The sequence below is a fragment of the Ruegeria sp. CF4 genome, assembly GCF_056537345.1.
Window position 1 is genome coordinate 89,078 of record NZ_JBQFRJ010000009.1, and the last position, 26,022, is coordinate 115,099.

27 protein-coding genes are annotated in these 26,022 nt (G+C 54.0%); 16 read left to right on the top strand and 11 right to left on the bottom strand.

The window, feature by feature from the left end; genetic code table 11:
• The first annotated feature begins 111 nt into the window (after window positions 1-111).
• The 5 genes from ACR0NF_RS16865 to aguB all read left to right on the top strand — a co-directional run bounded on the left by ACR0NF_RS16865 (window position 112) and on the right by aguB (window position 4,884).
• Window positions 112-1,167 (top strand): ABC transporter ATP-binding protein, encoded by a 1,056-nt coding sequence (locus ACR0NF_RS16865; RefSeq protein WP_480667946.1) that lies wholly within the window; start codon window positions 112-114, stop codon window positions 1,165-1,167.
• Window positions 1,168-1,202: 35 nt separating this feature from the next.
• Window positions 1,203-2,057, top strand: coding sequence for an ABC transporter permease (locus ACR0NF_RS16870; RefSeq protein ID WP_480667939.1), 855 nt, complete (start codon window positions 1,203-1,205; stop codon window positions 2,055-2,057).
• A complete protein-coding gene (locus ACR0NF_RS16875) occupies window positions 2,057-2,860 on the top strand; it encodes an ABC transporter permease (RefSeq protein ID WP_480667938.1) in 804 nt (267 codons plus the stop codon). The genes ACR0NF_RS16870 and ACR0NF_RS16875 overlap by 1 nt, the downstream gene beginning before the upstream one ends.
• Before the next feature lie 20 nt (window positions 2,861-2,880).
• Complete coding sequence (locus ACR0NF_RS16880; RefSeq protein ID WP_480778648.1) at window positions 2,881-3,918, top strand: extracellular solute-binding protein; 1,038 nt, start codon at window positions 2,881-2,883, stop codon at window positions 3,916-3,918.
• Between the two features lie 84 nt (window positions 3,919-4,002).
• Window positions 4,003-4,884 (top strand): N-carbamoylputrescine amidase, encoded by an 882-nt coding sequence (gene aguB / locus ACR0NF_RS16885; RefSeq protein ID WP_480667936.1) that lies wholly within the window; start codon window positions 4,003-4,005, stop codon window positions 4,882-4,884.
• A gap of 65 nt (window positions 4,885-4,949) precedes the next feature.
• On the opposite strand, the gene ACR0NF_RS16890 is transcribed toward aguB, so the two are convergent.
• From ACR0NF_RS16890 to ACR0NF_RS16900, 3 genes are read right to left on the bottom strand one after another with little or no spacing between them, the layout of a single operon-like run.
• Complete coding sequence (locus tag ACR0NF_RS16890; protein ID WP_480667935.1) at window positions 4,950-6,047, bottom strand: agmatine deiminase family protein; 1,098 nt, start codon at window positions 6,045-6,047, stop codon at window positions 4,950-4,952.
• Between the two features lie 17 nt (window positions 6,048-6,064).
• Window positions 6,065-6,985 carry a helix-turn-helix transcriptional regulator gene (locus tag ACR0NF_RS16895; protein WP_480667934.1) on the bottom strand — a complete coding sequence of 307 codons (921 nt, stop codon included), beginning with the start codon at window positions 6,983-6,985 and terminating at the stop codon, window positions 6,065-6,067.
• On the bottom strand, window positions 6,985-8,004 hold the full coding sequence (locus ACR0NF_RS16900) for an agmatine deiminase family protein (RefSeq protein WP_480667933.1): 1,020 nt from the start codon (window positions 8,002-8,004) through the stop codon (window positions 6,985-6,987). Before ACR0NF_RS16900 ends, ACR0NF_RS16895 begins: the two co-directional genes overlap by 1 nt.
• A gap of 131 nt (window positions 8,005-8,135) precedes the next feature.
• Between ACR0NF_RS16900 and ACR0NF_RS16905 the strand changes: the two genes are divergently transcribed.
• Complete coding sequence (locus tag ACR0NF_RS16905; RefSeq protein WP_480667932.1) at window positions 8,136-8,996, top strand: LysR substrate-binding domain-containing protein; 861 nt, start codon at window positions 8,136-8,138, stop codon at window positions 8,994-8,996.
• Window positions 8,997-9,271: 275 nt separating this feature from the next.
• On the opposite strand, the gene ACR0NF_RS16910 is transcribed toward ACR0NF_RS16905, so the two are convergent.
• Complete coding sequence (locus ACR0NF_RS16910; protein ID WP_170363786.1) at window positions 9,272-9,688, bottom strand: MerR family transcriptional regulator; 417 nt, start codon at window positions 9,686-9,688, stop codon at window positions 9,272-9,274.
• Between the two features lie 75 nt (window positions 9,689-9,763).
• Between ACR0NF_RS16910 and ACR0NF_RS16915 the strand changes: the two genes are divergently transcribed.
• Window positions 9,764-10,408, top strand: coding sequence for a cation diffusion facilitator family transporter (locus ACR0NF_RS16915; RefSeq protein ID WP_170766404.1), 645 nt, complete (start codon window positions 9,764-9,766; stop codon window positions 10,406-10,408).
• Between the two features lie 519 nt (window positions 10,409-10,927).
• Here the strand turns inward: ACR0NF_RS16915 and ACR0NF_RS16920 are convergent.
• The 3 genes from ACR0NF_RS16920 to ACR0NF_RS16930 all read right to left on the bottom strand — a co-directional run bounded on the left by ACR0NF_RS16920 (window position 10,928) and on the right by ACR0NF_RS16930 (window position 15,729).
• Window positions 10,928-12,529 carry a GMC family oxidoreductase gene (locus ACR0NF_RS16920; protein WP_480778649.1) on the bottom strand — a complete coding sequence of 534 codons (1,602 nt, stop codon included), beginning with the start codon at window positions 12,527-12,529 and terminating at the stop codon, window positions 10,928-10,930.
• Between the two features lie 773 nt (window positions 12,530-13,302).
• The gene (locus tag ACR0NF_RS16925) at window positions 13,303-14,667 is read right to left on the bottom strand and encodes an alpha/beta fold hydrolase (protein ID WP_480778650.1); all 1,365 of its coding nucleotides are present in this window, start codon (window positions 14,665-14,667) and stop codon (window positions 13,303-13,305) included.
• A 351-nt stretch (window positions 14,668-15,018) separates the two neighbouring features.
• Window positions 15,019-15,729, bottom strand: coding sequence for a M48 family metalloprotease (locus tag ACR0NF_RS16930; RefSeq protein ID WP_480778651.1), 711 nt, complete (start codon window positions 15,727-15,729; stop codon window positions 15,019-15,021).
• A 144-nt stretch (window positions 15,730-15,873) separates the two neighbouring features.
• On the opposite strand from ACR0NF_RS16930, the gene ACR0NF_RS16935 reads away from it, so the two are divergent.
• Window positions 15,874-16,191, top strand: a complete 318-nt coding sequence (locus tag ACR0NF_RS16935) for a hypothetical protein (protein WP_480778652.1) — start codon at window positions 15,874-15,876, stop codon at window positions 16,189-16,191.
• A 108-nt stretch (window positions 16,192-16,299) separates the two neighbouring features.
• Here ACR0NF_RS16935 and ACR0NF_RS16940 read toward each other — a convergent pair whose 3' ends face one another.
• From ACR0NF_RS16940 to ACR0NF_RS16950, 3 genes are all read right to left on the bottom strand, one after another.
• Complete coding sequence (locus ACR0NF_RS16940) at window positions 16,300-16,836, bottom strand: hypothetical protein (protein WP_281996014.1); 537 nt, start codon at window positions 16,834-16,836, stop codon at window positions 16,300-16,302.
• On the bottom strand, window positions 16,820-17,590 hold the full coding sequence (locus tag ACR0NF_RS16945) for a hypothetical protein (RefSeq protein WP_170790056.1): 771 nt from the start codon (window positions 17,588-17,590) through the stop codon (window positions 16,820-16,822). The genes ACR0NF_RS16940 and ACR0NF_RS16945 overlap by 17 nt, the downstream gene beginning before the upstream one ends.
• Before the next feature lie 73 nt (window positions 17,591-17,663).
• Window positions 17,664-18,179: a DUF805 domain-containing protein gene (locus ACR0NF_RS16950; RefSeq protein WP_480778653.1), complete on the bottom strand. Its 516-nt coding sequence runs from the start codon at window positions 18,177-18,179 to the stop codon at window positions 17,664-17,666.
• A 568-nt stretch (window positions 18,180-18,747) separates the two neighbouring features.
• On the opposite strand from ACR0NF_RS16950, the gene ACR0NF_RS16955 reads away from it, so the two are divergent.
• The 7 genes from ACR0NF_RS16955 (at window position 18,748) to ACR0NF_RS16985 (ending at window position 24,102) form a co-directional block, all read left to right on the top strand.
• On the top strand, window positions 18,748-19,047 hold the full coding sequence (locus tag ACR0NF_RS16955) for a hypothetical protein (RefSeq protein WP_170790054.1): 300 nt from the start codon (window positions 18,748-18,750) through the stop codon (window positions 19,045-19,047).
• 300 nt (window positions 19,048-19,347) lie between these two features.
• The gene (locus ACR0NF_RS16960; RefSeq protein ID WP_170790053.1) at window positions 19,348-19,710 is read left to right on the top strand and encodes a hypothetical protein; all 363 of its coding nucleotides are present in this window, start codon (window positions 19,348-19,350) and stop codon (window positions 19,708-19,710) included.
• Between the two features lie 55 nt (window positions 19,711-19,765).
• Window positions 19,766-20,380 (top strand): hypothetical protein, encoded by a 615-nt coding sequence (locus ACR0NF_RS16965; protein ID WP_170790052.1) that lies wholly within the window; start codon window positions 19,766-19,768, stop codon window positions 20,378-20,380.
• A 402-nt stretch (window positions 20,381-20,782) separates the two neighbouring features.
• On the top strand, window positions 20,783-20,956 hold the full coding sequence (locus ACR0NF_RS16970) for a hypothetical protein (protein WP_170493938.1): 174 nt from the start codon (window positions 20,783-20,785) through the stop codon (window positions 20,954-20,956).
• A 120-nt stretch (window positions 20,957-21,076) separates the two neighbouring features.
• Window positions 21,077-21,718, top strand: coding sequence for a protein-tyrosine phosphatase family protein (locus tag ACR0NF_RS16975; protein ID WP_480778654.1), 642 nt, complete (start codon window positions 21,077-21,079; stop codon window positions 21,716-21,718).
• A 19-nt stretch (window positions 21,719-21,737) separates the two neighbouring features.
• On the top strand, window positions 21,738-23,171 hold the full coding sequence (locus ACR0NF_RS16980) for a hypothetical protein (protein WP_480778655.1): 1,434 nt from the start codon (window positions 21,738-21,740) through the stop codon (window positions 23,169-23,171).
• A gap of 61 nt (window positions 23,172-23,232) precedes the next feature.
• Window positions 23,233-24,102 (top strand): metallophosphoesterase family protein, encoded by an 870-nt coding sequence (locus ACR0NF_RS16985; RefSeq protein ID WP_170790474.1) that lies wholly within the window; start codon window positions 23,233-23,235, stop codon window positions 24,100-24,102.
• Here the strand turns inward: ACR0NF_RS16985 and ACR0NF_RS16990 are convergent, their stop codons facing one another.
• Entirely contained in the window at window positions 24,103-24,861 is a 759-nt protein-coding gene (locus ACR0NF_RS16990) for a DUF4956 domain-containing protein (protein WP_170493949.1), read from the bottom strand. It abuts the gene before it with no gap.
• 182 nt (window positions 24,862-25,043) lie between these two features.
• Here ACR0NF_RS16990 and ACR0NF_RS16995 point away from each other — a divergent pair, with 182 nt between their 5' ends.
• Entirely contained in the window at window positions 25,044-25,976 is a 933-nt protein-coding gene (locus tag ACR0NF_RS16995; protein ID WP_170790473.1) for an SdiA-regulated domain-containing protein, read from the top strand.
• Window positions 25,977-26,022: the final 46 nt, after the last annotated feature.

Below are 26,022 nucleotides of genomic sequence, written 5' to 3' on the forward strand. Positions count from 1 at the left end.
CCCTTTCTCATCCAGAACGAAGCGTGGAGAGAAAACGTGGGCGCCACATCGTCGATAGAAACGGATCATCGCAATGGGCGCTGTGGTAGCGAATCTTCGACCGCGGCTCGATTGTGGGACGTTTCCAAGACGTATTTTGATGCGGCGGGCGATCCTCATGTCGCTTTGGATGGAATCGAGCTTGAAATTCACGAGAACGAGTTTTTCACGCTGCTCGGTCCGTCGGGTTGTGGCAAGACGACGCTCTTGCGTCTGATCGGTGGCTTCGAACAATCCACAACAGGAAGTATTTCGATCTTTGATCAGGAGATGGCTGGCCATCCGCCCGAAGCGCGTCCGGTCAACACTGTCTTTCAGCATTACGCCTTGTTTCCTCACCTCAATGTACGACGCAATGTCGGGTTCAGCCTCGAAATGCTAGGGCGCGATCGGGCCGAAATTGCCGATGTAACCGACCGTATGCTCGGCCTAGTCGGGCTGGATGCAATGGCGGACAGAATGCCGGACCAGCTGTCTGGTGGCCAAAGGCAGCGTGTGGCACTGGCGCGCGCCCTGGCGCCGCAACCCAAGATCCTGTTGCTCGATGAACCCCTGTCTGCACTGGACCTGAAGCTGCGGCAGAAAATGCGGCTGGAGCTCAAGGCGCTACAACGCGAGACAGGTATCACCTTTGTCTTTGTCACCCATGATCAGGAAGAAGCCCTGGCCATGAGCGACCGTATTGCCGTGTTGGCCGATGGCCGCGTTCAGCAATTGGGAACGCCAGAGGACATCTATGATACTCCGGCCAATCGTTTCGTTGCAGATTTCATTGGGGGGTCAAACCTGCTGGAAGCTCGGGTCAGCGCGACAGGCCGCGTCAGAGTTTCAGATCTGGGGGAACTCGATGCTGAGACCGGTCAGCTTGCAAGCGGAAACGCGGTGACGCTATGTATCCGGCCAGAACAGCTGGTGCTCAACCCGTCAGGCGCGGGAGGCATCGGCCCATTCCAGGTGGTCGACCGCACCTATCTGGGGAACGCGGTTGCCTTTCATCTGAAAGCCGAGGACCAATTGGTCACCGCGCATATGCCGCGGGGCGGGGCGCGCGGTCAACTGGATTTCCAGCCCGGCGATCAGGTCTATGCAGATTTCGAACCTGGTGCCCTGCGGGTTTTGACCCGATGAAGGCGCGGGGGCAAAACAGACTCGCGGCGCTGCTTTTGTCACCCACACTGGCGATCATTGCCGTATTCATGATCGTGCCGATCGGCATCACCACGCTCTATTCGTTTCTGGAACCCGCCCGATATGGCGGTGTAATCTGGGAATTCTCGACCGACGCCTATGTCCGCCTGTTGTTCGAACGCGATATTTTCGATGACACGCTCAGTTTCTCTACCGACTACATCCGCATTTTCGTCCGCTCGCTGGTGCAGGCGGGTGTGGCAACAGTTTTGTGTCTGCTCATCGGCATCCCGACAGCCTGGTTCATCGCCACACGCCCGGATCGGCAAAAAACGTTCTGGTTGATGCTGGTCACGGTGCCTTACTGGGTCAACCTTCTGGTGCGCACCATCGCTTTGCTTCTGATTTTGCGCGACGAAGGGCCGATCAACGACAGCTTGCAGGCTATTGGCCTGACTGCTGGCCCGTTGCCGCTGTCATACAACAACTTCGCCGTTGGCGTGGGGCTGGCCTACAGCTTTCTGCCCTTCATGATCCTGCCCCTCTATGCCGCCATCGAACGGTTCGACTTCAGCCTGCTCGAGGCTGCCTATGACCTGCATGCCAACCGATGGAAGGCCTTTGTGGGCGTGGTTCTGCCCATCCTGCGCCCGGGTGTTGTTGCGGGCAGCCTTCTGGTCTTCATCCCCGGCATCGGTGCCTTTCTGGCTCCGGACATCCTGGGCGGTGGCAAGACCATCATGATTGGCAACCTGATTGGCCAGCAATTTCAAGGATCGCGCAACTGGCCCTTTGGGGCAGCACTCTCAACCGTTCTGATGACGCTGACATTGATCGCGCTCATGTGGTCTGCCCGTCGCGCGGCCAAAGCCGGTGCGGAGGTGGTGTAATGGCGCTTCTGGATCGACGCGACAAGGATATCCGCAACCTGCCCGGCTTTGGCACAATGGCGGTTGTTGCGGTGGTGTTTCTCTACGCTCCGATCGCATTTTTGACCCTCTATTCCTTCAATTCGGGCCGCTCGATCAGCCAGCTCGACGGGTTTTCCCTGCGTTGGTACAAAGCCGTTTTTGCCAATGAAGGCATTCAGAATGCCGCTCTGAATTCACTGACCGTGGCCGTCATCGCATCGAGCGTTGCGACCGTGCTGGCAACCGCGGCGGCCGTGGCCACCGTGCGCCTGCGGTTTCGTGGCAAGGAAGTGGCCTATGGCATCATCAACTTCCCCCTGATGGTCCCCGAGATCGTCACGGCCATCGCCACGCTGATCTTCTTCGCGACAATCGGTTTCCGGCTGGGGCTGATGACGGTGATCGTGGCCCATATCGTCTTTTGCATCCCCTTCGCCTATCTGCCGATCCGGGCGCGGTTGGCGTCAATGGATGCCGGGCTGGAACAGGCGGCGCGCGATCTCTTTGCCCGTCCCATGATGGCGTTTCGCCGGATCACATTGCCGATCCTCATGCCCGGTATCATCTCGGGCTGGCTGCTTGCTTTCATCATCTCGCTGGATGACTTCATCATCTCGGCCATGGTTGCCGGGCCCGGGGCGACCACCTTGCCGGTTCACATTTATTCCATGCTGCGCCTCGGCATCACGCCCGAGGTCAACGCCGTATCCAGCCTGATGATCGCTGCCTCATCGATCCTTGTCCTGCTGTCCGCGGTACTCAGCCGCAAAACCAAAACCTAATCTATCGAGGGAGACTAACTATGACTTTGAAAAACCTGACCCGCATGGCCGTTCTGGCTCTGGGAACATCGACACTGGCCTCTGCTGCCACCGCCGAGGGCGATCTCTACATCTACAGCTGGGGTGAATACACGCCGCCTGATCTGGTCGAGAAGTTCGAGGCGGAATTTGGCGTCGATGTGCATATCGACACCTATGACAGCATGGAAACCATGATCTCGAAGCTGCGCGCAGGGGCCGGCGGATATGACATCATCGTGCCGGGAGATGGCACAATGCAGATCCTGATCGCCGAAAACATTGTCGAGCAGATCGACGTGCACGCGATGTCGAACTTTGAACATGTCGATGAGCGGTGGCGTGAAGTCTATTGGGATCCTGCGCGTGAGTTCTCTGCGCCCTGGGCCTGGGGTTCCACGGCGTTTGTTGTTGACACGGATATCGTGAAAGGGGACGTCGATACGCTGGCGGTGTTGTTTGACCCTGCCGATGAGGTGAAGGGCAAGATCAACATGCTGCGCGACATAAATGACGTCATCAACATGGCGTTGCGCTATCTTGATCTGCCGCGATGTAATGACAACCCCGCGGACATGAAGAAAGTGCTGGCACTGCTGGAAAGCCAGAAAGAATGGGTCAAAAGCTTCGATTCCGAGACCAAAGAACCGCTTGTCTCTGGCGAGGCTGTCGTTTCGATGAGCTGGAATGGCTATGCCATGCGGGCCCGCGATGAAAAACCATCGCTGCGCTATGTTTATCCGAAAGAAGGGTTCACGGGATGGATGGACAATCTTGCCGTTCCGAAAGGCGCCCAGAACCTCGAAAACGCCAAGAATTTCATCAACTTCGTGATGGCCCCGGAAAATGCAGCGATGATCACCAATTACGCGCGCTATTCCAATGGCATCAAGGGGTCGGAGGCGTTTGTGGACGTTGATCTGTCCGGCGCGCCGGAATTGACCCCACCTGCAGATGCCCCGGCACCCGAGTTCATCCCGACCTGCAGCCCGGAGTCGACCGAGCTTTATGACCGGGTCTGGACGAAGCTGATGAACTGACCCGATCGCGCGGCGCCTTTTGTGCCGCGCACCCGCTTTCAAATTGAACGACCGGCCGCTTACCAAGGCCAAATGGAGATTGTCATGTCTAATGTCACCATCGCGGCCACCCAGATGGCCTGTTCCTGGGACCAGGACGAAAATATCCAGAAAGCCGAGGATATTGTCACCGCAGCTGCCGAGGATGGCGCGCAAATCATCCTGCTGCAGGAATTGTTCCAGACGCCATATTTTTGTCTCGAGATCTCGGCCAGGCATCTGGCCTTGGCCAGCACGCTGGAGGAAAGCCGGTTGGTGCAGCATTTTCGCGATTTGGCCAGGCGGCTGAACGTGGTTTTGCCGATCTCCTATTTCGAGCGTGCAGGCCTGGCGCACTACAATTCACTGGCCGTAATCGACGCGGATGGCGAAATACTGACCAATTACCGCAAGACCCACATCCCGCAGGCGGCGGGCTATGAAGAGAAATTCTATTTCACGCCGGGTGATACCGGGTTCCAGGTGGTCGCTACGCGCTATGCCAAGCTGGGATGCGGGGTGTGTTGGGATCAGTGGTTTCCGGAAACAGCACGATCTCTGGCGCTGATGGGGGCTGAGGTTCTGATGTTCCCGACTGCCATAGGATCCGAGCCGCACTATCCCGATCTGGACAGCGCCGCTCATTGGCAACGCACGATGCAAGGTCACGCCGCAGCGAATATCATGCCGCTGGTTGCTTCAAATCGTGTTGGATTGGAAAAGGATGGTGAAACCGAAATGACCTTCTATGGCTCGACCTTCATCGCGGATCACACCGGCGCCAAGGTGGCCGAGGCAAACCGCACGGATGAGACTTACATGACCGCCACATTCGATCTTGAAGCGGTGCGCGACTATCGCCTTTCATGGGGTGTGTTTCGGGATCGCCGCCCCGACATGTACACCGCGCTTGGTACGATCGATGGCGTGAATCTTGCTGTCGGCTGAAGGGGGTCACCGGACAAAGGAAAAGGGCGCCGGATGGAATTCCGGCGACCTTCTTCTTTTGCGTGTCAGACTTTCGGCTGCTCGTGGGTTGCACAATGGATGCCGCCACCGACTTCGCCAACCGGGTCGGTGTTGAGCATCACGATTTCACGGCCCGGATAGAGATCCGACAGGATCGCATATGCCTCTTCATCTGCGGGTTTATCGCCGAATTCGGATGCGATGACCGCGCCGTTACAGACATAGTAATTCACGTAAGACGCAACAAAATCATAGCTTTGCACACGAATATCCCAGGGCTCGGGCAGTTTCACCAGCTCTAGCTTTCGCCCCCTCGCATCCTCAGCGTTGCGCAGGATGTCATGGGTTTCAAAGGCCGCGCGGCTCCACGGGTCGTCGGGATCAACCTCGTCACCGATTTGGATCAGCACGGTTCCGGGCTCGGTGAACCGCGCGAGCGCATCGATGTGGTAATCGGTGATATCCGCCCCCTTGATACCCGGTGCCCAGATTACCTTGTCGGCGCCGTAGGTCTCCAGCAGGAGTTCTTCGACCTCCTGTTTCGCGCCCTTGTTGCGATTGGGATTGATCCACGAACTGGCATGCGCGATCAGGGTACCTTCGCCGTCAAATTCTGCCCCGCCGGCCTCACCAACCAGACCTACATCGAGCATCTCTAGGCCTAATCGCTCGGCCACGCGGATGGCGACCATACCGTCTTTGCGGTGCAGCTGCTTGCCGCCCCAGCCATTGAAATTGAAATGGGTCATGGCCAGATCGCCCTGGCTATTGACGACAAAAGACGGCCCGCTGTCGCGCGCCCAAAGGTCTTCGGTCGGGATGTCCCAAATCTCAACCTGCTCGCTCAGCAGACCACGGGCAGATTTGATGTGCTTGGCGGCCATCAGCATAACGACCGGTTCAAACCCGGCAATGGTGTTGGCAATTTCCGCAATCGTTGCCTGCAATTCCTTCAGAAACGCCCCATCGGAATAGACATACCGGCTAGCCGGCCACTGCATGAAGGTACGCTCATGTGGTTGTGCTTCTTCCGGATAGCGGAACCCATAGCTCCGCGCACCGGTCAGAGCGGCGTTTGCGGGCAACGTTCCAGCAGCCGTTAGGGCAGCTGCAGACTTTATGATGTCGCGGCGTGTCATCATTGTTCTTTCCTTTGGTGTCAATAGGCGGGACAGAAATCAGGTGGCAGAAAGTCCAGCGGATCGGTTTCCGCGCCGGGTGGCGTGGCAGATAAGGCCGCCATGAACACGGAAAAGAAACCACCCTGCGAATTCACCCCCAGCTTGGTATAAATACGCTTGCGGTGTACTTTGACCGTTTCCGGACTGTTTCCCAATCGCCGTGCAATGGATTTGTTCGAATGTCCTTTGGCAATCAGATGCGCCACCTCGGCCTCACGTTCGCTCAGAATGGATGTGCCAAAAAGGGCAAAGGCCTGCTCGACATGACCGCCGATACGGCCGATGCCGGATGTTGACGCAGGCGACAGCCCCGGCCAATGACGCCGCGCCAGTGCACCCAGCAGGGGCAGTATGTCAAGCAGATGCACCCGCGCATTTGCGCGCCCGGCACGACCGTGCCGAATGCCAAGCGACAGGACAATGGCCGCGTCACCCCCACACCGCAGGATCACGGCACATTCGTCAGCCAACCCCGTGGCGGCATAAAAGCGATTGAAATAGTCGCTTTGGCGAAAATCATCCGGAGCGAAATCCGACAGCATTTCAACAAGATCGCTGTCGCCTTCGCGATATAGCTCATGCAGCGGATCCAGCAGATATGCCCAATTCAGATAGGGCGTCAGCACCGCGGCACCGTCGGTGCTTGCGAGGTCATCGAAAACCACGATGGGGGCGTGGTCGGGGAAAAACGCACAGGCAAAGACCGATTCAAACCCTGATGCCTCTTTGCAAATCTCTGCAAGCACCTCCGGAAACCTTGGCGTTCCGACGGCAAGAACCGCCTGCGCCAAAAGATCAATGGTGCCTGGGAACGTCGCCCGATTGTCATGCGGATGATCCATCCCCGTCACAAGGCGCAACGCCGGTTCAGAGCGCGCCGAGGTAGCCTGCTGCTGCATCAGGCCGGCTCCTGCTGGGTGATGCAATGAATGCCGCCGCCGCCGACAGCAATGTCCGCGATATCGACCATCGTCACCTCCGAGTTGGGAAACAGATCCTGAAAAGTTTCCCGTGCCTCACCGTCAGTGCTCGTGCCATATCGCGGCATGACCACGCCATCATTGCACAGATAGGCGTTAACGTAGGATCGACAGAAGCGGTCCCCAATCACGCAGCTTTCATCGGCTTCCGGTATTTTCACCAGGCGGATCGGACGTCCCTTGGCATCTGCTACTCCTTCAAGCGCATCAATATTTGCCTGTTTGATCTTCCGCCACGGATCAGACGGGTCATCCGCCCCTTCGATAAGCACAACGCCCGGTGCTGCAAATACCGCGATTCCGTCGACATGACCGTCGGTTTCCGTCTCCTCGACATTTCCGGGCAACCAGATGACCTTGTCGCCGCCCAGCATGGCCATCAATTCGGCTTCGATCTCGTTCAGGCTCCAGCTGGGATTGCGATTTGAATTTGGAAAGCATGATTTCGTCGTCAAAATGGTACCATCACCATCCACGCTCAGACCGCCGCCTTCGGCAATCAGGTGGCTGGTGAAAGTCTGCACGCCAGCATCCTTGGCCATGGCGCGTCCGACCGCGGCATCCTGATCGAACGGTGTGTATTTTTCGCCCCAGGCGTTGAATCCAAACAGTGCCGCGGCCTTGGCACCATCCGCGTCCAAAAGGAAATTCGGGCCGGCGTCCCGCGCCCAGGAATCGTCAATTAGCACCTCGAGCAAGTCAATGTCCGACCCCAGCATATCGGTGGCCTCGGCCCTGTCATCGGGGTGCACGACCATGGTCACCGGCTCAAAACGCCGGATCGCATGGGCCACCGCTTTGAAACTTTTGCGCGTGGCCGCGATGTCCGGCCAGACAACCTGCCGGCACGGCCACATCATCCACGTCCGCGCATGCCGGGTGAATTCACCGGGCATTCGATAGCCAAGATCGCGGGGTGTTGGGGGCCTGTGCAGCATGGCGTCATCTTCTACAAAAGGGTTCTACGCCATCTTTTCATGAGACAATAATTATGCAAAATTCCAATTTGTCATAGAATTGGCAAATATTGCTCATGAATAACCCGTATCGATCTCTCCCACCTCTCCCAATGCTCGTGGGATTTGAGGCTGCCGCTCGCCACAGCAGCTTTTCCCGTGCGGCCGGGGAACTGAACATTACGCAATCCGCGATCAGCCATCAGATCCGAACGCTGGAGGACCATCTGGGTCAGCCGCTTTTTCGGCGCATAGGCCGCCGGATCGAACTGAATGACGCCGGCCACGATCTGCTGAGCACCGCGCAGGAGGCACTTGAAACCGTTCGGCATGGCGTGCGCCGCCTGAATGCCTACACCAAACCGGGTTCGGTCATCTTGATGATGTCACCGGCTTTGGCCCAGGGCTGGTTCCTGCCGCGCTTGGCAAAACTGCGCGAAGATCTGCCAGAGGTCGAACCGTGGCTTCATACGACCGATGAAACCTGGGTGCCCGAAGAGGCCGAGATCGACATCGTGATATCAACGACACCATGGCACGACGAAGGCACGGTTACTGTGCCATTGTTGCGCGATCGCCTCTGGCCGATGGCGTCTCCTGAGACCTCTATGGATTTACCCGAACGGACGGACCATAACCGACTGGATTTGGCCCCGCTCTTGCATGACGAAGGCATGGACGACTGGCACAAATGGTTTACCAAAGTGCAGTCGACGCGGCAGGAAACTTCCAGCGGGCTGAACTTCTCTGACCCGGGTATGATGCTGCAGGCGGCAACACTGAACCACGGTGTCTGTCTGGGGTCGGAGATCTTGGCGGAACCCTTACTTGAGCGGGGCGCTCTTGTTCGCGTCGCATCTACCCCCCTGGAATGCTCACACGAATTTCACATGTCAGCTTGGAAACGCACATTTTCCCGCCCAGCAGTTCAAGCGACCTGGCAATGGCTGAGCGAATTTTCATCACTACAGTAGCGGAGAAGTCGTAAGCCGACCTTGGTGCGCCGCGCAGCATGGGTCGCGTTGGGCTCGATGCCGACATCGGAGCAGGTGCGGCAAGTCCCTTGCCCCATGTCATACTGCCACCGAGGACGGCCCATTCCGGCCATTCACCCACTGGTCAGAATGCTGCGGTCGCAGCCCGCATTGCCGCCATTCGCTGCGATTGTGAAATCTGGTCGTCGACGAATTCACAGAGCGCGGACAAACCTGCCGTTTGGAGTTGCCGAATAGATTTCAGCTTTCGAGGTTCAGTGATCTCGCCCACACAGGTCATGGTCTGCGAGCGACGCCAAGACATAACAGTCTTCTGCCACGCCGCGACCATCGCATCCTTGAGCAATGCGTTTCAGTTCGTTCTCAAGCGCTTTGAGGCGTTTGATCTTGGCTCGCACTTCGGACAACTGACCTTCGGCGATCTCGGTAGCCGCTTCGCATGATCGGTCTGGATGGTTTTGCAACTCGATCAGAGATGAGATCGCGTCGATGGAGAAGCCAAGATCGCGCGCATGACGGATGAAGCTCAGGCGTTCCAAACCATCGTTTGTGTAACGCCGCTGGTTGCCTGCCGTACGTTCCGGTGGAGCCAGAAGACCCATTTCTTCATAGTAGCGGATGGTAGGCACTTTGACCTTCGTCCGCTTCGAAAGCTCCCCAATTGAGAACATGCAAAAAACCCTCTTGAACCTCCAGTCACTAGAGAGACTACATTAGGTTCGAGGCGATTCTGAAGAGGTTTCAAGATGGCAGGGTGCTGCGGTAACGACGTGAAATTCGACGGGATGTCGAACGAATACAAACGTCGGCTATGGATCGTCATTGCGTTGAATGCAACCATGTTTGTGGTCGAGATGACTGCCGGACACTACGCGAAGTCTCAGGCACTTCAAGCCGACGCGCTCGACTTCCTTGGTGACGCACTGACCTATGGCATTTCCCTCGCCGTGATCGGTGCGTCAGTTCGCGCTCGAACGAATGCAGCTTTGGCGAAGGGGATCAGCCTCTTCCTGATGGGCGCGTGGGTGTTCGGCTCCACGGTCTACAGAGTATTCTACGTCGGTGTTCCAGAGGCCGAAATCATGGGGATCATCGGTGCACTGGCTCTCGCAACAAACCTTGCGAGCGTGTTTTTGCTTGTCAGCTACAAGGACGGGGACGCCAACGTGCGGTCGGTTTGGCTTTGCTCTCGTAACGATGCCATCGGCAACGTCGCTGTCATGATTGCCGCATTGGGCGTTTGGGGAACGGCAACAGGTTGGCCTGACCTTGTTGTGGCAGCGATCATGGCAAGCCTCTTCTTGTCATCTTCGTACCAGATCATTCGACAGGCACTTGAGGAACGGCGCGAGGCTGCTGCGCATGAGCATGCAACGGCGCGGACAAGCTGATATTTGCTACAGGGAGCACACCGGGCAGGTATGGGCTCGCTGCCGCCGTTAGATCGTGTACAGCATTGTCCGGCCCGACTAACATCGCACCGATGGGGACGGCCCAATCCTGACGTTCAGTACAGTGTCGCGATGCTGTGGTCGCAGCCCGCTTTCCAGACATTCGCTGCGCCCGCGAGTTAACTGACCTGCTCGAACTTACCCACTGCGGACAAAGCGAACCTTCGTTGTATACGCCCCAATGTCTGCTTCCAGACATCTGAAAAGAAACGGGCGTTTTTTGATCCATAGGTACTGGCAGGGGGATTATGGCCTGTGTGCGGAATAAGAGACGGAGGTAAACCGATACTGATGTTTGATCTGCAACAAGTGGGAGCAGACATTCTGCCAATGGTGGGCATTCTGATATCTCGTATCAGCCAGGCGGTTGTGTTTACTTTCCGAAAGCATTTTATTGCAGATTTATGCTGCATCCCGGATTACCTCGCGCGGTAGTCACGTTTCTTGTCATGGCCCAACTTAAGTAGTTGAAATTTGAACACGGATAGATTTGGCTGCCCTGTGTCCGATCATCATGCTCGGAGCATTTGTATTTGCCGAAGTGATTTTTGGCATGATCGAGGCGTCGGCCACCCAAAGGCCATCAATACCCTTAACGTTCAGATCTGGCGTGATTGGGTTTGTACCATCGACTCCCATGCTAATCGTTCCTACTGGGTGGTAAGCCGTTCCGCAGTGAGATCGCACATAATCAGCAATCTGTGCGTCAGTAACCACACACTCACCCGGATATACCTCCGGTGCTGACATATACTCAAACGGCGCGGCAGCAAGAACATGCCGCAATTTCTTTATTCCTTTGACCAGAACAGCAACGTCGGCAGGATCGGAAAGGATGCCAAGATCGATCTCGGGCGAAATGCGCGGGTCCTTTGATACCAGTGAAAGTTGGCCTCGCGACAAGGGTCGACACACGCCAACATCCGCAAAGTAGCCCGAACCAAGTGTGATCGAACGGCCTTTATGACCCATCATATAAGGAATGAAGTGGGTCTGTACGTCCGGCCTGATGTCGCCATCCGGCCCTGGGGGCATCGCTCGAAAGAATGCACCGGCCTCAACGAAATTGGAAGTCATGCGGCCCTGCCGCTGCAAGAGCCAGTGGAAGGGTGAAACTGCCCAGGCCAGAGCCTGGTTCGCCGTCAGGCCGTAGCCGGAGTTTGGTCCCTTGTGATGAACGCCGCAAGCTGGATGGTCGTGCAAGTTTTTGCCTACCCCCGGCGCATTTACTTGGACGTTGATACCAAGTTCTTGGAGATGAGCGGCTGGGCCGACGCCAGATCGCATCAGAATCGCGGGTGACCCAATGCTTCCAGCGCTTAGGATAATACCGCACCGTGCGGTGACAATCCTTCGGTCTACGAGAACAACGTGTCTGGCGCGATCTACTTCAAATTCAATCCGATCGACATTGGCTCCCGTTATCGTTTCCAATCGGCCGGTCTGTTTTGCAGGGCGAAGAAAAGCGTCCGCTGCGGACCAACGCCGGCCGTTTCGCATATTTGTGTGAAAGACGCCTGCACTTTCGTGTTCCGGTGTAGGAGGCGCAAAGCCATTCGAACCAAACGATCGACCGAATGCCTCAGAAATTGGATGCGGCTCCGGTAGTCTGCGCGGTTCAATACGGGCTTCGACCTCTTCGTAGTCCTGTTCGACGTCCGACCACGACCATCCTGGCACCGACCAGTTGTCAAAATCGTCATGACGACCGCGAAACCAAACCATCGAGTTGATCGAGCTGGACCCACCCAGCATTCGGCCGCGGTTAACGTCCAGAATACGATTTGCCGCGCCAGGTTGGGACTTCGATTTGAATTTCCAGTCCCGGCTGCTCCCCATTGTGTAAAGAAGCCCAAACGGTATTTTCACCTGCGGGACGGCATCCGTGGGCCCGGCTTCCAAAACGCATACCGTCCCAATATTCGCTTCGGCGAGGCCGCTAGCTACTGCACAGCCCGCTGACCCCGCGCCAACAACCACAAAGTCAAACTCCAAAACCCAGCTCCTGATTTGATCTGTAACTCTTGAAAATTGCCAATTATTCGGCAATCCGGCTAACAAGCTGATCACCTACTACTTCAAGTTCGAATACGATTGCAACTTTTTTCAGATTTGCCGAACTGGAGAAGACTTCTGCTCGTGGGTGGTTGGCTTGATCAGAACTGATATAGTTATTTTTCTTTTTGCTACGTTTTTCAATTCCAATATTGGTCGGAATGCATACTCATGCAAAAAAGATCCGAGACTAAGATTCAACTACACGTTCAACAAGATGCTTTGATCATCCACTTGCGATACGAACCCAAGGTCTCAAACGGGCTCGTTCCAAGCCTTCTCTAGATAGTAGGATGTGCCAAAACTCAACCGTGTGTGTCACCGGCGGTAACGGTCATTTTTGTCCCTCATAACCGCCCCGACAGAATCCCTGAAATATCTTGTGCCGCAGACCCTTGGCAAAACCGCATCTGGTTTTGTCACGTTATTGGCCACCCTTGAAGAGCAGACGTCAGTGCGATGCGCAGCATCGGTCGAAGTGGGCTCACTGCAGACCTCGGTGCAGAAGCAGCACAAGTCCCTACCCTGTTCTATACAACCTATCCAACGGCCCGAAGCGGACGTTCATCGACACATGTCGCCGCTGCGGTGCGGTCCGTCGAACCGGCCGTTCGCTGCAGGCGCAAATTTTCAGGGTGCACGAACTCACAGTCTGCGGGACAAAGCAGGCGACGACGAGAAGCCTTGAGATTTCAAATTCCAGTATCGAAAATCGAAGGGCGCACGGCATCCTCTTACCTTCGAACAATAAAGTTTTGGCGATGAACAACGTACACTGCTCAAATTGAATTCAAAAAACGCTCTATTTCCACTAGGGCTTTAGGCCAGGCAGGATCATACTCTGGCATCGTATTGTTTGCTGTCTCAATGCCAATGAAGCGCGCATTCTCGATGCCGGAGGCGAATATCCTGCCTTGTTCAACACTGTGCATCCTGTCTCGATTAGCGTGCATGACCAAAGCAGGACACGAGATCTGCGAAAGCAGATCGGTTACGTCGACTTCGGCGACCAGTGGTCCAATCTTGAGCCAATCCTGGTGGTCCATTGCAACTTTCATAAACTCTGCATAAGCGCGCTGGTCATGCGGGCTTGCAGTTGGAGCAAATGACTGGGCCATCAAGTCTCTTGCAGAAGGATATTCATCGTTCCAGCCCTCAAGACTCATATCCATCATAGCTTGCCCAAGCGCGGCAATACCGGGCTGTGAGCGCACCGCAAGCCCTTGTGCGAATCCACCAAGTAGAACCAACCCCGAAACACGGTTAGGATTATGTGCGGCAAAAGCTGCAGCAATAGTTGCCCCGAAGGAAATGCCAAACAATGGCACTTTTTCGATCCCGGCTGCGTCCAAAACGGCTTCAACATCTTCGACGATCCGGTTCAGAGATACATCCTGCACACCCCTCTGGGACAAGCCATTGTTTCTACCATCAAACCGATAAAGGCAGTGGTTCTCCGAAAGTAGAGGCAACCATCCGGCGATGGTGTTCATCGTCCAATCGTATTCCAGATGCCTAAGCCAGTTTGGTGTGACCAGTAGCTTTCTACCGCTTCCAGTCGATGTCCAAGCAAGCGTTGTACCGTCCTTCGATTTTGCAAAACGCACGTCTTGAGAGTTAGCCAGCAGCTTGTTCTTTGCGCGTCTTTTGTCACCATCCAAATCAATTGAGTAGGCTTCCACCGGATTTGGAATTCCCTTCAGCCGTATCGAGCTTTCTGGTCGCAACGCAACTGCCAGCGAAGTTCCCGCAACTTCAGCAGCGGTCTTGCTGACGAGACAACTTCCATTTTGGGCACTGGACTGAAGGCGAGACGCAACATTCACGGCCTCTCCGAACAAGTCTGTGCCATTTGGCATTACGTCGCCAACGTGGAGACCTCCTCGAAGATTTACGTCTTCATCTCTCATCTGATTGAAAATCTGGCTTGCAGCATCAATTGCATCTGTGGCAGCGACAAACTCAACCAAAGCTCCATCTCCCATCAGCTTGAATATTCGCCCTTTGTATTCATGGACCAACGGCCTGATCACATCATCCAAGATGTGTTGTAGAGTGTTCAGCGTGGCCTCAGCATCCTCTGACATACGCTTGGTATAATCGACGACATCCAGGCTCAGGATCGCAGCAATTTTCCGCTTCATCAGTTGATGTGATCCTTTTTGCTAAAACCAATTCTTGTGACCTAAAATTAACAGAGGAATAGATTTTTGTGACCAAAACTTGTGCCTGGGCATTTTGCTAAGCCTGCAAGTTCCCAAACTTGCGTTGAAACACAGCCGAGCAAAATGTTTTATCGGCTGGCGAAACCTAGAATTAAGGTGAATGATTAACGCATTTCGCGTTGCTAACTAAGGTTCACTTCGAAATATCAATTCTAAAGGTGTCAGTCCGTAGCTCTTCTCATCTGTGACCGATGGGCAGCCCGAAGCGGACCTTTATCACTCAGCTTTGCAAAACCAAGATCAGGATTGCAAAACATAAGTTCAAATTGGTCAGCGACCGATCTGGGCCATTGTATCTTGCACTGCGTAGTATCTTTGAGCGTTGGGAGGATGTGTGCCGAGAAAACGATCACCAGGATCAGGAACTCGTGCGAAGTACAACGCACCTTTGAGTGGATCATAGCCCGCTTTGTAAGTTATCACCGTGCCTAGCCGATCAGCTTCCAGTTCGAAGTTCTTCGAATAGCTGCGCCCACCAACAAAGGCTCCAAGGTCTTGTGCCGCGGCAATGTCATTCGGCGCGGTCCCTGCTATTGTTGCCAGACCCGCCAAAATAACTGCACCGGCCGCTGCATTTTGAGCACGTCGCGCCAAATGCCCTTGAATATGGTGAGCGGCCTCATGCGCCATAACAAATGCAAGTTCATCGGTATTGTTCACATTCCGTGTCAGCGCTTGGGTCATTGTGATCACCGGTCGTCCCGACTTGCTTAAGCTCTGATACGCGTTTGAGGGTGCTTTTTTGTTTGGATCAATACGGATTAAAAAATCGCAATTCACTCCGCGCGTTTGGCGGCGGCATTCTCGCTCTGCGACGGGCTCAATTCGAGAGGCGACCTGACGAAATCTCACTTGGGCCTGCTGTGAACTGACTGGTGCACTCGCGTGACCGGGATTGGGGATGGGTGCTGATGGCGGAGGCGCGGTTGACACGCATCCCGCCAGCGACAAAACAACCCATACCAAGACACTCCGCTTCATAAATGCACCTTTCTACTTTTTGAGCCGAAATAGAGTTTGTAGTCGTCGATAAAGCAGCCACCCAAACCTTACGGCCTGCATAAATTGTTATTCAATAACAGAGGAGATCGGGTGTAGCCGCATCACGATTCAGCTGCCGCCAATATGGCAAGCATCGCAAATGGCATTACGCCGAACGGCCAGCCCGTCCGCGACCTCGTCAGTAACGACCTGAACCGCGTTGAATACCGCATCAGAGGCCGCAATTTCCGCTGCACGACGGCTTCAAATCTATCTATTTCTCTGCAAAGGGAATGCTACGAGTGCACGTGCAGTTTAACGAGCGTTTCCGGTATGGGCTTACTGTTGTCGCTCTCTGCAAGTCGCGATGGCGGCAAGTCTCAGCCCAAAGCGGACCTTCGTAACAAGACGTTGCAATTTCCGAGACCGGATGTGGGTACGCTCATAACGCTGCGTTTCTGACATTGATTTCATAAAAGAAAAGCTTGGAAGTTTGCCAACAGGTTTGCATGCCACTGAGGAACCCGAACATACAGGCTCTCAGGCTTATATGCGGTGCCCAATTACAGTTTACTCCCAATCACCAGCAGACGAGCGCCACGTCTTTGCTTCCGCATCCCAAACACTGGCTGTTGCGCAAGGCGTCGGGTTTATTCCGTCACAATTAGTTCCGTGGACATCTGCAAGGACAATGCGTTGACGCCCGAATTCGACAACCGTCCAGCCTCGATTGAGCAAGGAGTGAACTTCCTCTTCAATCAAGAAGTGCGACATGCATCCACCAGTTCCGCAATAAAGAGATGCAGCACTCGAACACGCGAATCCAGATTCATTCAGAACCCAGTCGGGTTGTAGATCTCCGTCGAGATCGACCCTCTCAACCGCACCCCAATCTAAGTCAAACTGACCGTCGTTGAACTCTGCGCAGGCTTGTTCTGCCAGATCAACCTTAGCCCGCAAACCAGTTGGAAGTTGCGAAACATCAGCCGCGACAGCTGGTGAGGTCCATACTGGGCTCGAAACCAGCACAATCCCGGAAACCAACCCTTTCAACAGGCCCACTAATTGGGAAGCCGGTTGGAGGGTGGCATCAATTGCACTGATCATACCTGTAGTCCCCATATTCCAGCCAGTTTGCCGAGCCTTCGCTAAAAATCAGAAACTCGGACCTGTCCTCCCCAAGCAGGGCAACGACAAACCCGGCGGGCGGCTCATAGTTTCCGAAGTAACTGTAGGCCGTCATGGCTCTGATCGACTCGCCGTTGACCGTTACTCGCGCGTCCCACTCTCCTTCCGGATTGTCCAGAATTACATATTCGATTTGGCGTTTTATCGCTCCGCCACCACAATAGACGATGCCTTCGGGGGGTTCGTAGGAGGCCCCCTGGCTAGCACCTGAATCGCAGGCGGAACGAAGGGACTGAATTGCCGCGCTGGAACCTTTCAAGTCAAAGATTCCGTAGCTGACATCTTGATCAATCATCGACAGATTAACCGATGCATTGGCCGCAAGCTGGTCCAGTACAAAACCATAGTCCTCTTGACTATTGAAACTGACCTCGACGGGATAGTTGTCGACGATCTGCACGGCAGCGTTTTCTGCGCCAACCTGAAATGCCCCAACTTCGGTGGTGCCGTTCTTCAAAAAACGAATGGAAAGCCCTTGTTTGTCCACAATGTCCTGGCTGTCCTCGTATCCAGCCGGAGCAAAGCGGATACGGTCACACTGAAGTTCCAATGTCATGTTTCCAGTCTGAATAAATGCATTGGGATTAGGCCCGGAACTGAACGACCATTCTGCTGATGCTGTGGTCGCCATAGCCATCAGTAGCGTTCCAATGGGAATCAGCTTGAAACTCATTTTCTCTCTCCCTGGTATTAAGAATCGAACTGTCATTCAGCAGAGATTCTGACCCGCTGCCTGCGCAACCAGGTCAGGGAACAGGTGCGCCGTATTCGTTTGCGCCTTCTTGAGAAGGTCGCGTCAGCCACCAGATCATCAGGATGGACAGAACCAATTGAAGAATTGAGACAACAACAATACCGGTCACGCCCAAAACTGCCGCGGGTCCTCGCAATGCATCGGGGTTTTCGGCCCCTTGCTCCAATGCCGAGAAGAACGCCACGCCACCCAGCATAACAAAAAGCGTTGTAATGCTAAGCGCCATCGGCAGCAGCAAGTACCAGCCAGGTCGCCCTGTATCATGCAACCTCCGCCAACCGGCGGCCAGCATAGGGATGATAACGGCCAGTTGGAAAACAGAGGACAGAACTCGAGATCCTTGCCCTGTTTCTGGGTTGGTCCCGAATATGATCGCATCCACCACAGCTAAAGCAGAACTCACGAGAACCACAAACAAGAAGAACCACCAGTATTCTGAGCGCATAGCCCGACCGGAGAACTGGAAGTATTTCGAGAAACACGTTTTGACGGCTTCAACAAAACCCATTTTCAATCCTTTCTTGGTTTCTGCGCGACCTCAGAACGCCTCGCCGACCCAAAAGAACACATTCGCCCTCATGGGTGCTCCCACCTACCTTTTTGTTTGAGGGCAGACGCCTATCGTACGAGAGCGTAATGAAGTTTACGCGCGGAAAAAATGTTGATTTATTAAAAATTAGATTCAAACATGTGAATTTGACACAACTTTCATTTTACCTCCGTTGTGATCGCTGTCGCCCGACTTGTCGGGCCCTACCGGCCGCTGGAGTGAGTGCTGGCGGTCGGAAGGCACTTTACAATGATTGAGCGTTGGGAGGACGCGATGCTTATACTTAGTGTACTCGGCCTACCTCCAGAATTCGCTCGAGCTTCTGCCATTGTCGTCATTCAGCCTTCACACGTTGTCGGCGGTCTCGGTTGTCAAAGTAATATAGCTCCGCCCGCCACCCCCCGCGACAAGTTGTTGGGAAGGGAAGTTACAGGGCCGAAGTATGTTTCATAGCCTGCTCTGACGCGAGAACTTCAAACAAGCCATCCAATTTCACCAATTTCAACGGAACCAGAGGGAGAAGAAAATGTCTAAAAAGATGGTGATGATTGCGGGCGCAACTTGTTTCGCACTGCTTGCGGCCTGCGACGATACGAGTACATCCAGTGCGTCCGCCGAACTCACACCCGCTCAGCAGGCGTGTTTGCGAGATGTAGCCAGCACAACGAACAATTCGCAAGTCGTGGTGCTCTCATCCGCGTTTAGCGAGGCGGGGACACAGGTCACTGTAGGCGTTGGCGAGGATCGTGCTCCTTGGAATTGCATTGCTTACAGTGATGGCACGACAGCTGGTATCGAGTTCCTGGGCGACGAAGGCGCATTGTGACCAGTCTGCTGCGTAGCCGAAAACGGCTGCGTAGCACTGGCTTGATTTGCTGAGGCTCGACTTGGTTTGTAGAACCACTATCATTGTATTCGCGATCCTTTACCTGTTGGCGTTGATTGCATTCTTGACGGGCACATTTGGCTGGTTGGGACAGGAAAGAGACCCTTTGTCCGGGGTGTTCCTTCTGCCGTTGGGACTACCTTGGATACTTGTAGCGGACTCGATCTCAGAGTCGGCCAAACCGTGGTTCGCGGCGCTCGCACCGGTGCTCAACCTGTTAGCGCTGGTCTTGATTTGCAGATGGGCACATGGTTTGCGCCGGTAGTGAAAGCCGCGCTTATTCTCACCAAAAGGGAGGAAAACATGGGAAAAGTGATCTTGGGTATTGTGATCGGGCTCGTCCTCGGCGTGGTTGGGGCGATGACCTTAGGTGGCGGGGCCGCAGTGGGTGTCGGCGTTGCGACAGGCTTGTCCGCCGGTGTCTGCACCACATTGAAAGGAGCACAAGCAGAGAACCTGATCACCCCCGAGCAAGCGGATCAGATCCTCAATCGCGTAAATTCCGAGATGGCATCACTGCAAGGAATTGAAACGACAGACGAGGTCGTCGGCAGCGCACAGGCATGCGATGAGTTTCTATCAAAGTTGAGGGATGCAAAGTGAGGTTCCGCTTAGTACGGAACAAAACTGTAAGGACAAGCCAACAGGGAACCATCTGATGAAACTCGTTTTACTCAAACTCCTCACTCCCATGTTCGCAATCGCGGGCACTGCTGCTTTTGCAATGTCAGAAGCCGATGACGCGTGTATCGACCAATTACGGCAGGTTGGAGGACCAGACGGTCAATCAGGTACGATAGAAAGCTCAGAGTTCTCGGAAGCAGGTACGCTCGTCATGCTACGAGATGCAGGTGGAACACTTTGGCGCTGCATCGCGTACAAGGATGGAAGCATTGGAGAGATGTCGGTTGTCGAGGCGATGGATGATGGCGGTGGAGCCATTGCAGGCGTCGCCGGTTCTACCGGTAGCCAGCGTGTCAAATTCGATGTCGGTTCCACTGGCGCCGAACTTGGCGGCCAACTCGCGCCCGGAGCGTCGCAGCAATACCTTCTCGGTGCAAAGAACGAACAGTTCCTTTACGTCCGCGTTGCTCCGCGAAATGGCTCCTTGGACTACGTCATTCGTAACCCCGATGGTTCTGAACTGTTGGGATTGATGTCGGCGGACAAGGAGTATCGAGGACAGCTTTGGCAATCCGGTGATCATGTTGTGGAAGTTATCAATCGCAGCAACTCTTCCGTCGACTACAACGTAATTTTCGGAATTGAATAGGTGATCAATCAGAAACCCTGGAACGCAAGTCCAAAAAAGCGAGGGAAACACAGATGAATCCCAAGGTCCTATTGGTGATCGGCACGACGTGTATTACTGCGCTTGCAGCATGCGACGAGAGTGGCGGATCAGTGGATGCAAGTGCACCAACTGTGGGCAGCTCTAGCGATCTTTCGTCATTTGAAGGGGCAAGAGCGGGACAGGCTGAAATGGGCATCCAGAGTCTCGGATTTGAACTCATCCGAAGCGAAGGGCTCACCTCGTACTGGTTTAACACGGATACTGGTGCATGTGCTCGGATCACGACATCTGAGGGAAGGTACTCAGATGTAGCTATGCTGCCATCAGGTGACTGCTGACACATTTTTCATAAATCAAACATCTGCAAAAGGGAGCTTAAGTTTGCATTTTGATCTGGCACATGCGGCGGTCATCGTTGTCGCTCTGATTGTCACAAACCTGGCATTGAAGTCGTCCGGCGTGATCAACGAAGAAAGCAAACACCAATGGAACTGGAAAGTTTTTCTGGCCTACTTCGTGGTCGTCTTTATCATCAATCTGGTGTGGCCGATTTAAAGCTTCAGGTCGGAAAGTCTATCCCGCACTTGATACGGCTGTTGAGAATGAGCCGCTCCAATAGATTACCAAGTAGGAAGAGTTTGAGCATAACAGGCTGAAAAATAGAAAGGAGCTGGCATGCGGTTTTTGACGTCCCTCATATTTGGTGCTCTGGCAACCGCGGCGAATTCTGACGTAACCAGTCGAAACGGTGGCCCAAGCAACAGTCAAATGCTTTCAAAGGGTGGCGACGGAGGTGTTGATGGCGTCGCTTTCTTTCGCCCAGTCTTAAGCGGAGTATTGTATCGCTCTGGTTTCAAAGGCGGCGACAAGGATCGAACGGGTCTGAGTAAAGTTCAACGCGAGACCCTTTGCGATGAAGGGTTTTCAACCGGGTTTTACGCAGACTTCGGCAAGAACACCGAATACGGCCGCACAAGTTGCGGAAACGGATCTTTCGACTATCAAAGCGCCAGATCCTCCCGACCCAGTGCTGTCATGGCGTCCATACACGAGGTGATTCAAAACCCTGGAAAGGGCCCTGTTCTGGTGCACTGCATGTGGGGCGTTCATTCCTCAGGTGCATTGTCGGCGATGGCGCTCGTTCAGTTTTGCGGTTGGACAGAAGAAAGGGCCAAGGAATATTGGAATGAGGCCCGAAACGGGGCCCCATGTTCAGGCGGGTGTGACCAGTGGATTGACTCAAAGTTCTCCAACTTCAGTGTCGACCCCAATTTGAAGATCTCTACCGAACAACAGGCAGCGATTTGCCCCAAATGATATTGGGAGAACTATCCAAATGAAGTTCATTCTTCTGGGGTCACTTGCTTTCATTGCACCCACCGTCTTGTGGGCGAACGACGATGTCCTCGGTGAAGCCACGACATTTGATAGTCCCAACGGCGTTACTGAACGCTGTATTCGGATCGAAAAAGTTTCAACGGGCGAGTATAAGAAAAGCGATCTTGAGGAAGAAACGGCCTATTGCGAGATCGATTTCTATGCCTCCGAAATTGCTATTTGCCCAAAAACCTGGAGTACCAGCCCAGGAATGGCCGTGTACGATATTTCGGAAGGACCCTACACAGGGAACCGTACTGAGTTCGAGAGAAACGCTTGCAAAGAGGGGAAGGCGGCGAAAGATCTGGCCAAGGACAGGGTGGCCAAATTCAAATCCACCATGAACCAAAAGGGCACCAGTGGAACCTTTTCCACCTCGTCGCTGCTTTACTATCATTTCTCCAGATATTTCGACACGACTGTAAAAGTTCCAGTCGCCGTTTGGCGTAGCATGGACGCCCAGGCGCACTTTTCCGAGGTCGCAGAGCCCGGCCTTGCGATTTCTGGCGGCTCTCATGGTGGGCGCATGAACCACGAAGGCTGGCGGGTCTTCGCGGCTGCGGATGCCGACCCGAACTCGTACCAGCCAACCGACGATCTGTTCACCGCAGATCGAACGCAAATATACGGTGCGCTGCTTGATAGCCCTGGGCATCGATACGGCTCGGAAATCAACGGCACCCGTAAATCTGGTTGGGGGAAAGGTCAGAACCGCGATTTTCAGGAAACTCCTGCTTTCTTGGCTTTGCGTTCTTCAAAACCCTTGCCAGAGGCCATTGTAGAGGGCGTTGGAGAAGGTCGAAGAGACCGGATGATCAACAAGGATCTCGGTCCCGATGTCAGCGACCAACAGATGGCATTTTGGATGCAAGAACTTACCGAGATTGTACTCCTCGATTTCATCTTTAGCCAGCAGGACCGCGTAGGAAACATAGACTTCACACCCTATTGGTATTGGGTCGAAGACGGAAAGCTGAAGCATAAGAAAGCCAAGCACCATGAGCCAAACGATGGAGACGTTCCCGACGACGCATTATTGATCCGTCGCAGCAATCTAAACGACAACGATGCTGGTGGGCGTGTCGAATACGCCAACTTCGCGAAATCTACTCAAATGCTGGAGAAAATTCGCCACTTCTCTCCAAGCACGTATCGGCGCTTGGTTGCATTGAATAGTGACCTTCTATCCCAAGGCCCAGTCTATGACTGGCTATCGCAAAGCTTTGGTTTGTCAGACAGTCAGATTGCACAAGTTGTCAAAAATACTGCGCTGGCAACGTCCATTCTCCAGAGCAATTGCTCAAATGGCGATTTGATGTTCGACTTGGATCCTGTCGCATTCTTTTTGAGAAACGGCACCGAGGTAGAGGCTGTGGACTGTTATGTACCGTAGGTGTTCTGCTCTTATTGCGGTGTGTATTTGGACCGCTCTGCTCGCCTGCAAAGCGGCGGCATTGGATGTCATCGTCATATCGGATCTGAATGGAAGCTATGGTTCGGTAAGATACGATGCCCGCGTCGACAAGGCGATTGAGCGCATAATCGAGTTTGATCCAGATCTGGTTATTTCGACCGGAGATATGGTTGCGGGACAGCGCATTCCCAACTTGTCCGACAAACAGGTCAGGGATATGTGGAATGCGTTTCACGAGGTCGTATCAGATCCATTAGAGGCTGCCGGCATTCCATTTGCGGTCACACCTGGAAACCATGATGCCTCCGCCTACCGAGGGTTCGAGCGTGAAAGGAAAATATACGCAGAGGAATGGACGCCGAGAAAACCAGGCGTCGACTTCCTGGTTTCAGATGACTACCCGTTCTTCTACGCATTTGAGATGCAGGGCATTACGTTTGCGTCTTTGGATGCAACGACCCTAGGACCCCTATCCGGTGACCAGCAGGACCGGTTACAGGAATTGGGTGCAGACGGAGACCCGATTGTCACTTTCAGTCACCTCCCACTTTGGCCGTTCGCGATCCAGCGCGAACGCGAAATCATCGGTGACCCAACACTTGAAAAAATCTATCTGGAAAGCGGTGTTGTTCTGCATCTTTCAGGCCACCATCATGCCTTCTACCCCGGTTGGAAAGACGGTGTGGCTTATGTCTCTCAAGCTTGTTTGGGAGGTGGTCCGCGGCGGCTTATTGGCGATAGCGCCAGATCACCTCACAGCTTCACTCATGTTACGTTCCAGCCGAACGGAGAGTTTGAGATAGCCGTATATCGAGGCCCTGACTTCGAAAGGTCGGTAAACTTCAAGTCGCTCCCGAAAGAGATCAGATCCCCGAATGCGGTGTTGAAACGCTTAGACCTTGTGAAATGACTAGAGGTTGAGTTTCAGTTCGACTTTTTCAGGGACCAGATCATTTATCATCTCTTCGATCCGGGCTTCCGTCAGTCCACCCGAGGTGATGAAAAGCAATGAAACCCGAGATTTTCCGGGGACGTGGTGTTTTCTGACCAGCTTCCAGCCAGCCTCTGTGGCCATGGCTTCAATGGCTCCGGTGACTTTCAATGAGTGCTCTTCGTCCGAAGCTTTGAGCGAAATTTCCACACCCTTGTTTCGCCCTCCGAGCCAAATGAAACACCAACAAACAACCGCCACTAGTGTGGCCATCAGCGGCAAGCCCAAACCGACCGCAAGACCAAGAACAGTCACGATTATCATTTCGACAGTGTCCACCGGATCATCGAGATTGGAGCGGAACCTGAGCAACGCTCCGATACCAAAGATAACGAAACCGATCATTGACCCGTGCTGAACCACCAGGAAACCAACCGCCATGCCGATAAGCGCATACAGGAAGAAAAGCCTTGGCATAACTATGTCGCGGACGCTTCTACGGGCTTTACGTCTCACCGGATGATATACGATCAAGCCAGCCAGAATGATCGTGACGATCACATCGAGAGTAAAGAAATACAGTTCCTGTTTGCCACGAAACTGCGTCCACCGGCGTTCGATAACGATTTCCGACCCCGAAGCCCCGGCCAGCATCGTCGCAGGGTCGACTTGTGACACCGCAGCACCTGGCAACAGCAGCATCAACAACACGGTCACAAATGTGAGGGTCGTATTCAACTTGTCTTCCTCCCTGCTCACGCCAAAGGCTTACGCTTAACCAAAGGCACATCGTGCCCTATTCAATTCAATCGCAACAGGCGGGATCAGGTAAAGAGATTACAGTGCATTCTTCGGACATCGTATCCGGACTGTGATACGAACGCTGATACAGGGATGTGGTCCAAGCGCGAGAGAATCCAATGACAGAAAACAGAGTGTTTTCGTCAAAAGCTGAAATTTCACGGTGTTTCTGCAAACTTAGACGACTCGCTTTTACGGCCAGCTCGGTTGCGGCAGCCTTCTTGCCTTGGACCAATTTTGCCTACGCCGAAAGTGCTGGTTTGGTTCTGGTCGATAAATTCAAGGTGGCAGACAAATCAGAGGGATTTTCAGAGCCTTCCGGTTTGGCAATGTCTAACGCTGAAGGCTTCTTGTGGTCTGTAAGTGATGCCGAACCTAAACTGCACCTACTCAGAGTCGACGGGGTATTAGGAAACTCTTTCAAGTTGCCAGCATTGGCAGGATCAGATTTGGAGGGTGTTGCACCTCGAAAGGATGGGTCTGTTTTGGTGCTTCAGGAAACTGACCGATCAATTCTAGTCGTTCACCCAACCGAACCCATTCAATTGACAACAATACCTCTCACATCTCTTAAAGGTTACTCGGCCGCCGCTGAATTACTCGTTGGCAACCCATTAAACAAGGGACCCGAAGGTATCGCTGTTGACCCGGAATCGGGGCGGGTCTTCATTGGCATTGAAGGACAACCAAGGTTGTTAATGGTCGTATCACCAGCGCTAGACGAAATTGTTGAGATCATTCCTTTAGCCCGCGATGCAGGTTTTATCTCCGAGCGTGTAGATGATGATGAACTGGATTTGAGCGGCCTAGCATGGTCCCCGTCCTCACGTTCTCTTTGGATTGTAAGTGACAAAGGCCGTCAAATCTTCGTCTACAATCCAGAGTCCAAGTCCGTAAAGTCTATCAGTTTGACGTTCACAGAAGATGGCAAACAAAAGGAAGTTAAACATCCCGAAGGAATCGCTCTCGATGAGACCAAAGGGCTTCTCTATGTCCTAACAGACGATGCCAAGAAATCGCGGCTTTATGTTTTTGAGCAACCGGAATTGTGAGGACTGTCCTACTAGTTCTCTACTCTAACTTGTTGAAAAGCCGGTT

Coding starts and splice junctions, on each gene's coding strand:
- ACR0NF_RS16960 (WP_170790053.1), top strand. CDS start 19,348: ATGGGCACATGGTTTGCGCCGGTAGTGAAAGCCGCGCTTATTCTCACC.
- ACR0NF_RS16965 (WP_170790052.1), top strand. CDS start 19,766: ATGAAACTCGTTTTACTCAAACTCCTCACTCCCATGTTCGCAATCGCG.
- ACR0NF_RS16915 (WP_170766404.1), top strand. CDS start 9,764: ATGGCAGGGTGCTGCGGTAACGACGTGAAATTCGACGGGATGTCGAAC.
- ACR0NF_RS16895 (WP_480667934.1), bottom strand. CDS start 6,985: ATGCAGCAGCAGGCTACCTCGGCGCGCTCTGAACCGGCGTTGCGCCTT.
- ACR0NF_RS16950 (WP_480778653.1), bottom strand. CDS start 18,179: ATGGGTTTTGTTGAAGCCGTCAAAACGTGTTTCTCGAAATACTTCCAG.
- ACR0NF_RS16910 (WP_170363786.1), bottom strand. CDS start 9,688: ATGTTCTCAATTGGGGAGCTTTCGAAGCGGACGAAGGTCAAAGTGCCT.
- aguB (WP_480667936.1), top strand. CDS start 4,003: ATGTCTAATGTCACCATCGCGGCCACCCAGATGGCCTGTTCCTGGGAC.
- ACR0NF_RS16995 (WP_170790473.1), top strand. CDS start 25,044: ATGACAGAAAACAGAGTGTTTTCGTCAAAAGCTGAAATTTCACGGTGT.
- ACR0NF_RS16900 (WP_480667933.1), bottom strand. CDS start 8,004: ATGCTGCACAGGCCCCCAACACCCCGCGATCTTGGCTATCGAATGCCC.
- ACR0NF_RS16890 (WP_480667935.1), bottom strand. CDS start 6,047: ATGATGACACGCCGCGACATCATAAAGTCTGCAGCTGCCCTAACGGCT.
- ACR0NF_RS16905 (WP_480667932.1), top strand. CDS start 8,136: ATGCTCGTGGGATTTGAGGCTGCCGCTCGCCACAGCAGCTTTTCCCGT.
- ACR0NF_RS16930 (WP_480778651.1), bottom strand. CDS start 15,729: ATGAAGCGGAGTGTCTTGGTATGGGTTGTTTTGTCGCTGGCGGGATGC.
- ACR0NF_RS16955 (WP_170790054.1), top strand. CDS start 18,748: ATGTCTAAAAAGATGGTGATGATTGCGGGCGCAACTTGTTTCGCACTG.
- ACR0NF_RS16940 (WP_281996014.1), bottom strand. CDS start 16,836: ATGATCAGTGCAATTGATGCCACCCTCCAACCGGCTTCCCAATTAGTG.
- ACR0NF_RS16945 (WP_170790056.1), bottom strand. CDS start 17,590: ATGAGTTTCAAGCTGATTCCCATTGGAACGCTACTGATGGCTATGGCG.
- ACR0NF_RS16875 (WP_480667938.1), top strand. CDS start 2,057: ATGGCGCTTCTGGATCGACGCGACAAGGATATCCGCAACCTGCCCGGC.
- ACR0NF_RS16935 (WP_480778652.1), top strand. CDS start 15,874: ATGGCAAGCATCGCAAATGGCATTACGCCGAACGGCCAGCCCGTCCGC.
- ACR0NF_RS16980 (WP_480778655.1), top strand. CDS start 21,738: ATGAAGTTCATTCTTCTGGGGTCACTTGCTTTCATTGCACCCACCGTC.
- ACR0NF_RS16975 (WP_480778654.1), top strand. CDS start 21,077: ATGCGGTTTTTGACGTCCCTCATATTTGGTGCTCTGGCAACCGCGGCG.
- ACR0NF_RS16880 (WP_480778648.1), top strand. CDS start 2,881: ATGACTTTGAAAAACCTGACCCGCATGGCCGTTCTGGCTCTGGGAACA.
- ACR0NF_RS16925 (WP_480778650.1), bottom strand. CDS start 14,667: ATGAAGCGGAAAATTGCTGCGATCCTGAGCCTGGATGTCGTCGATTAT.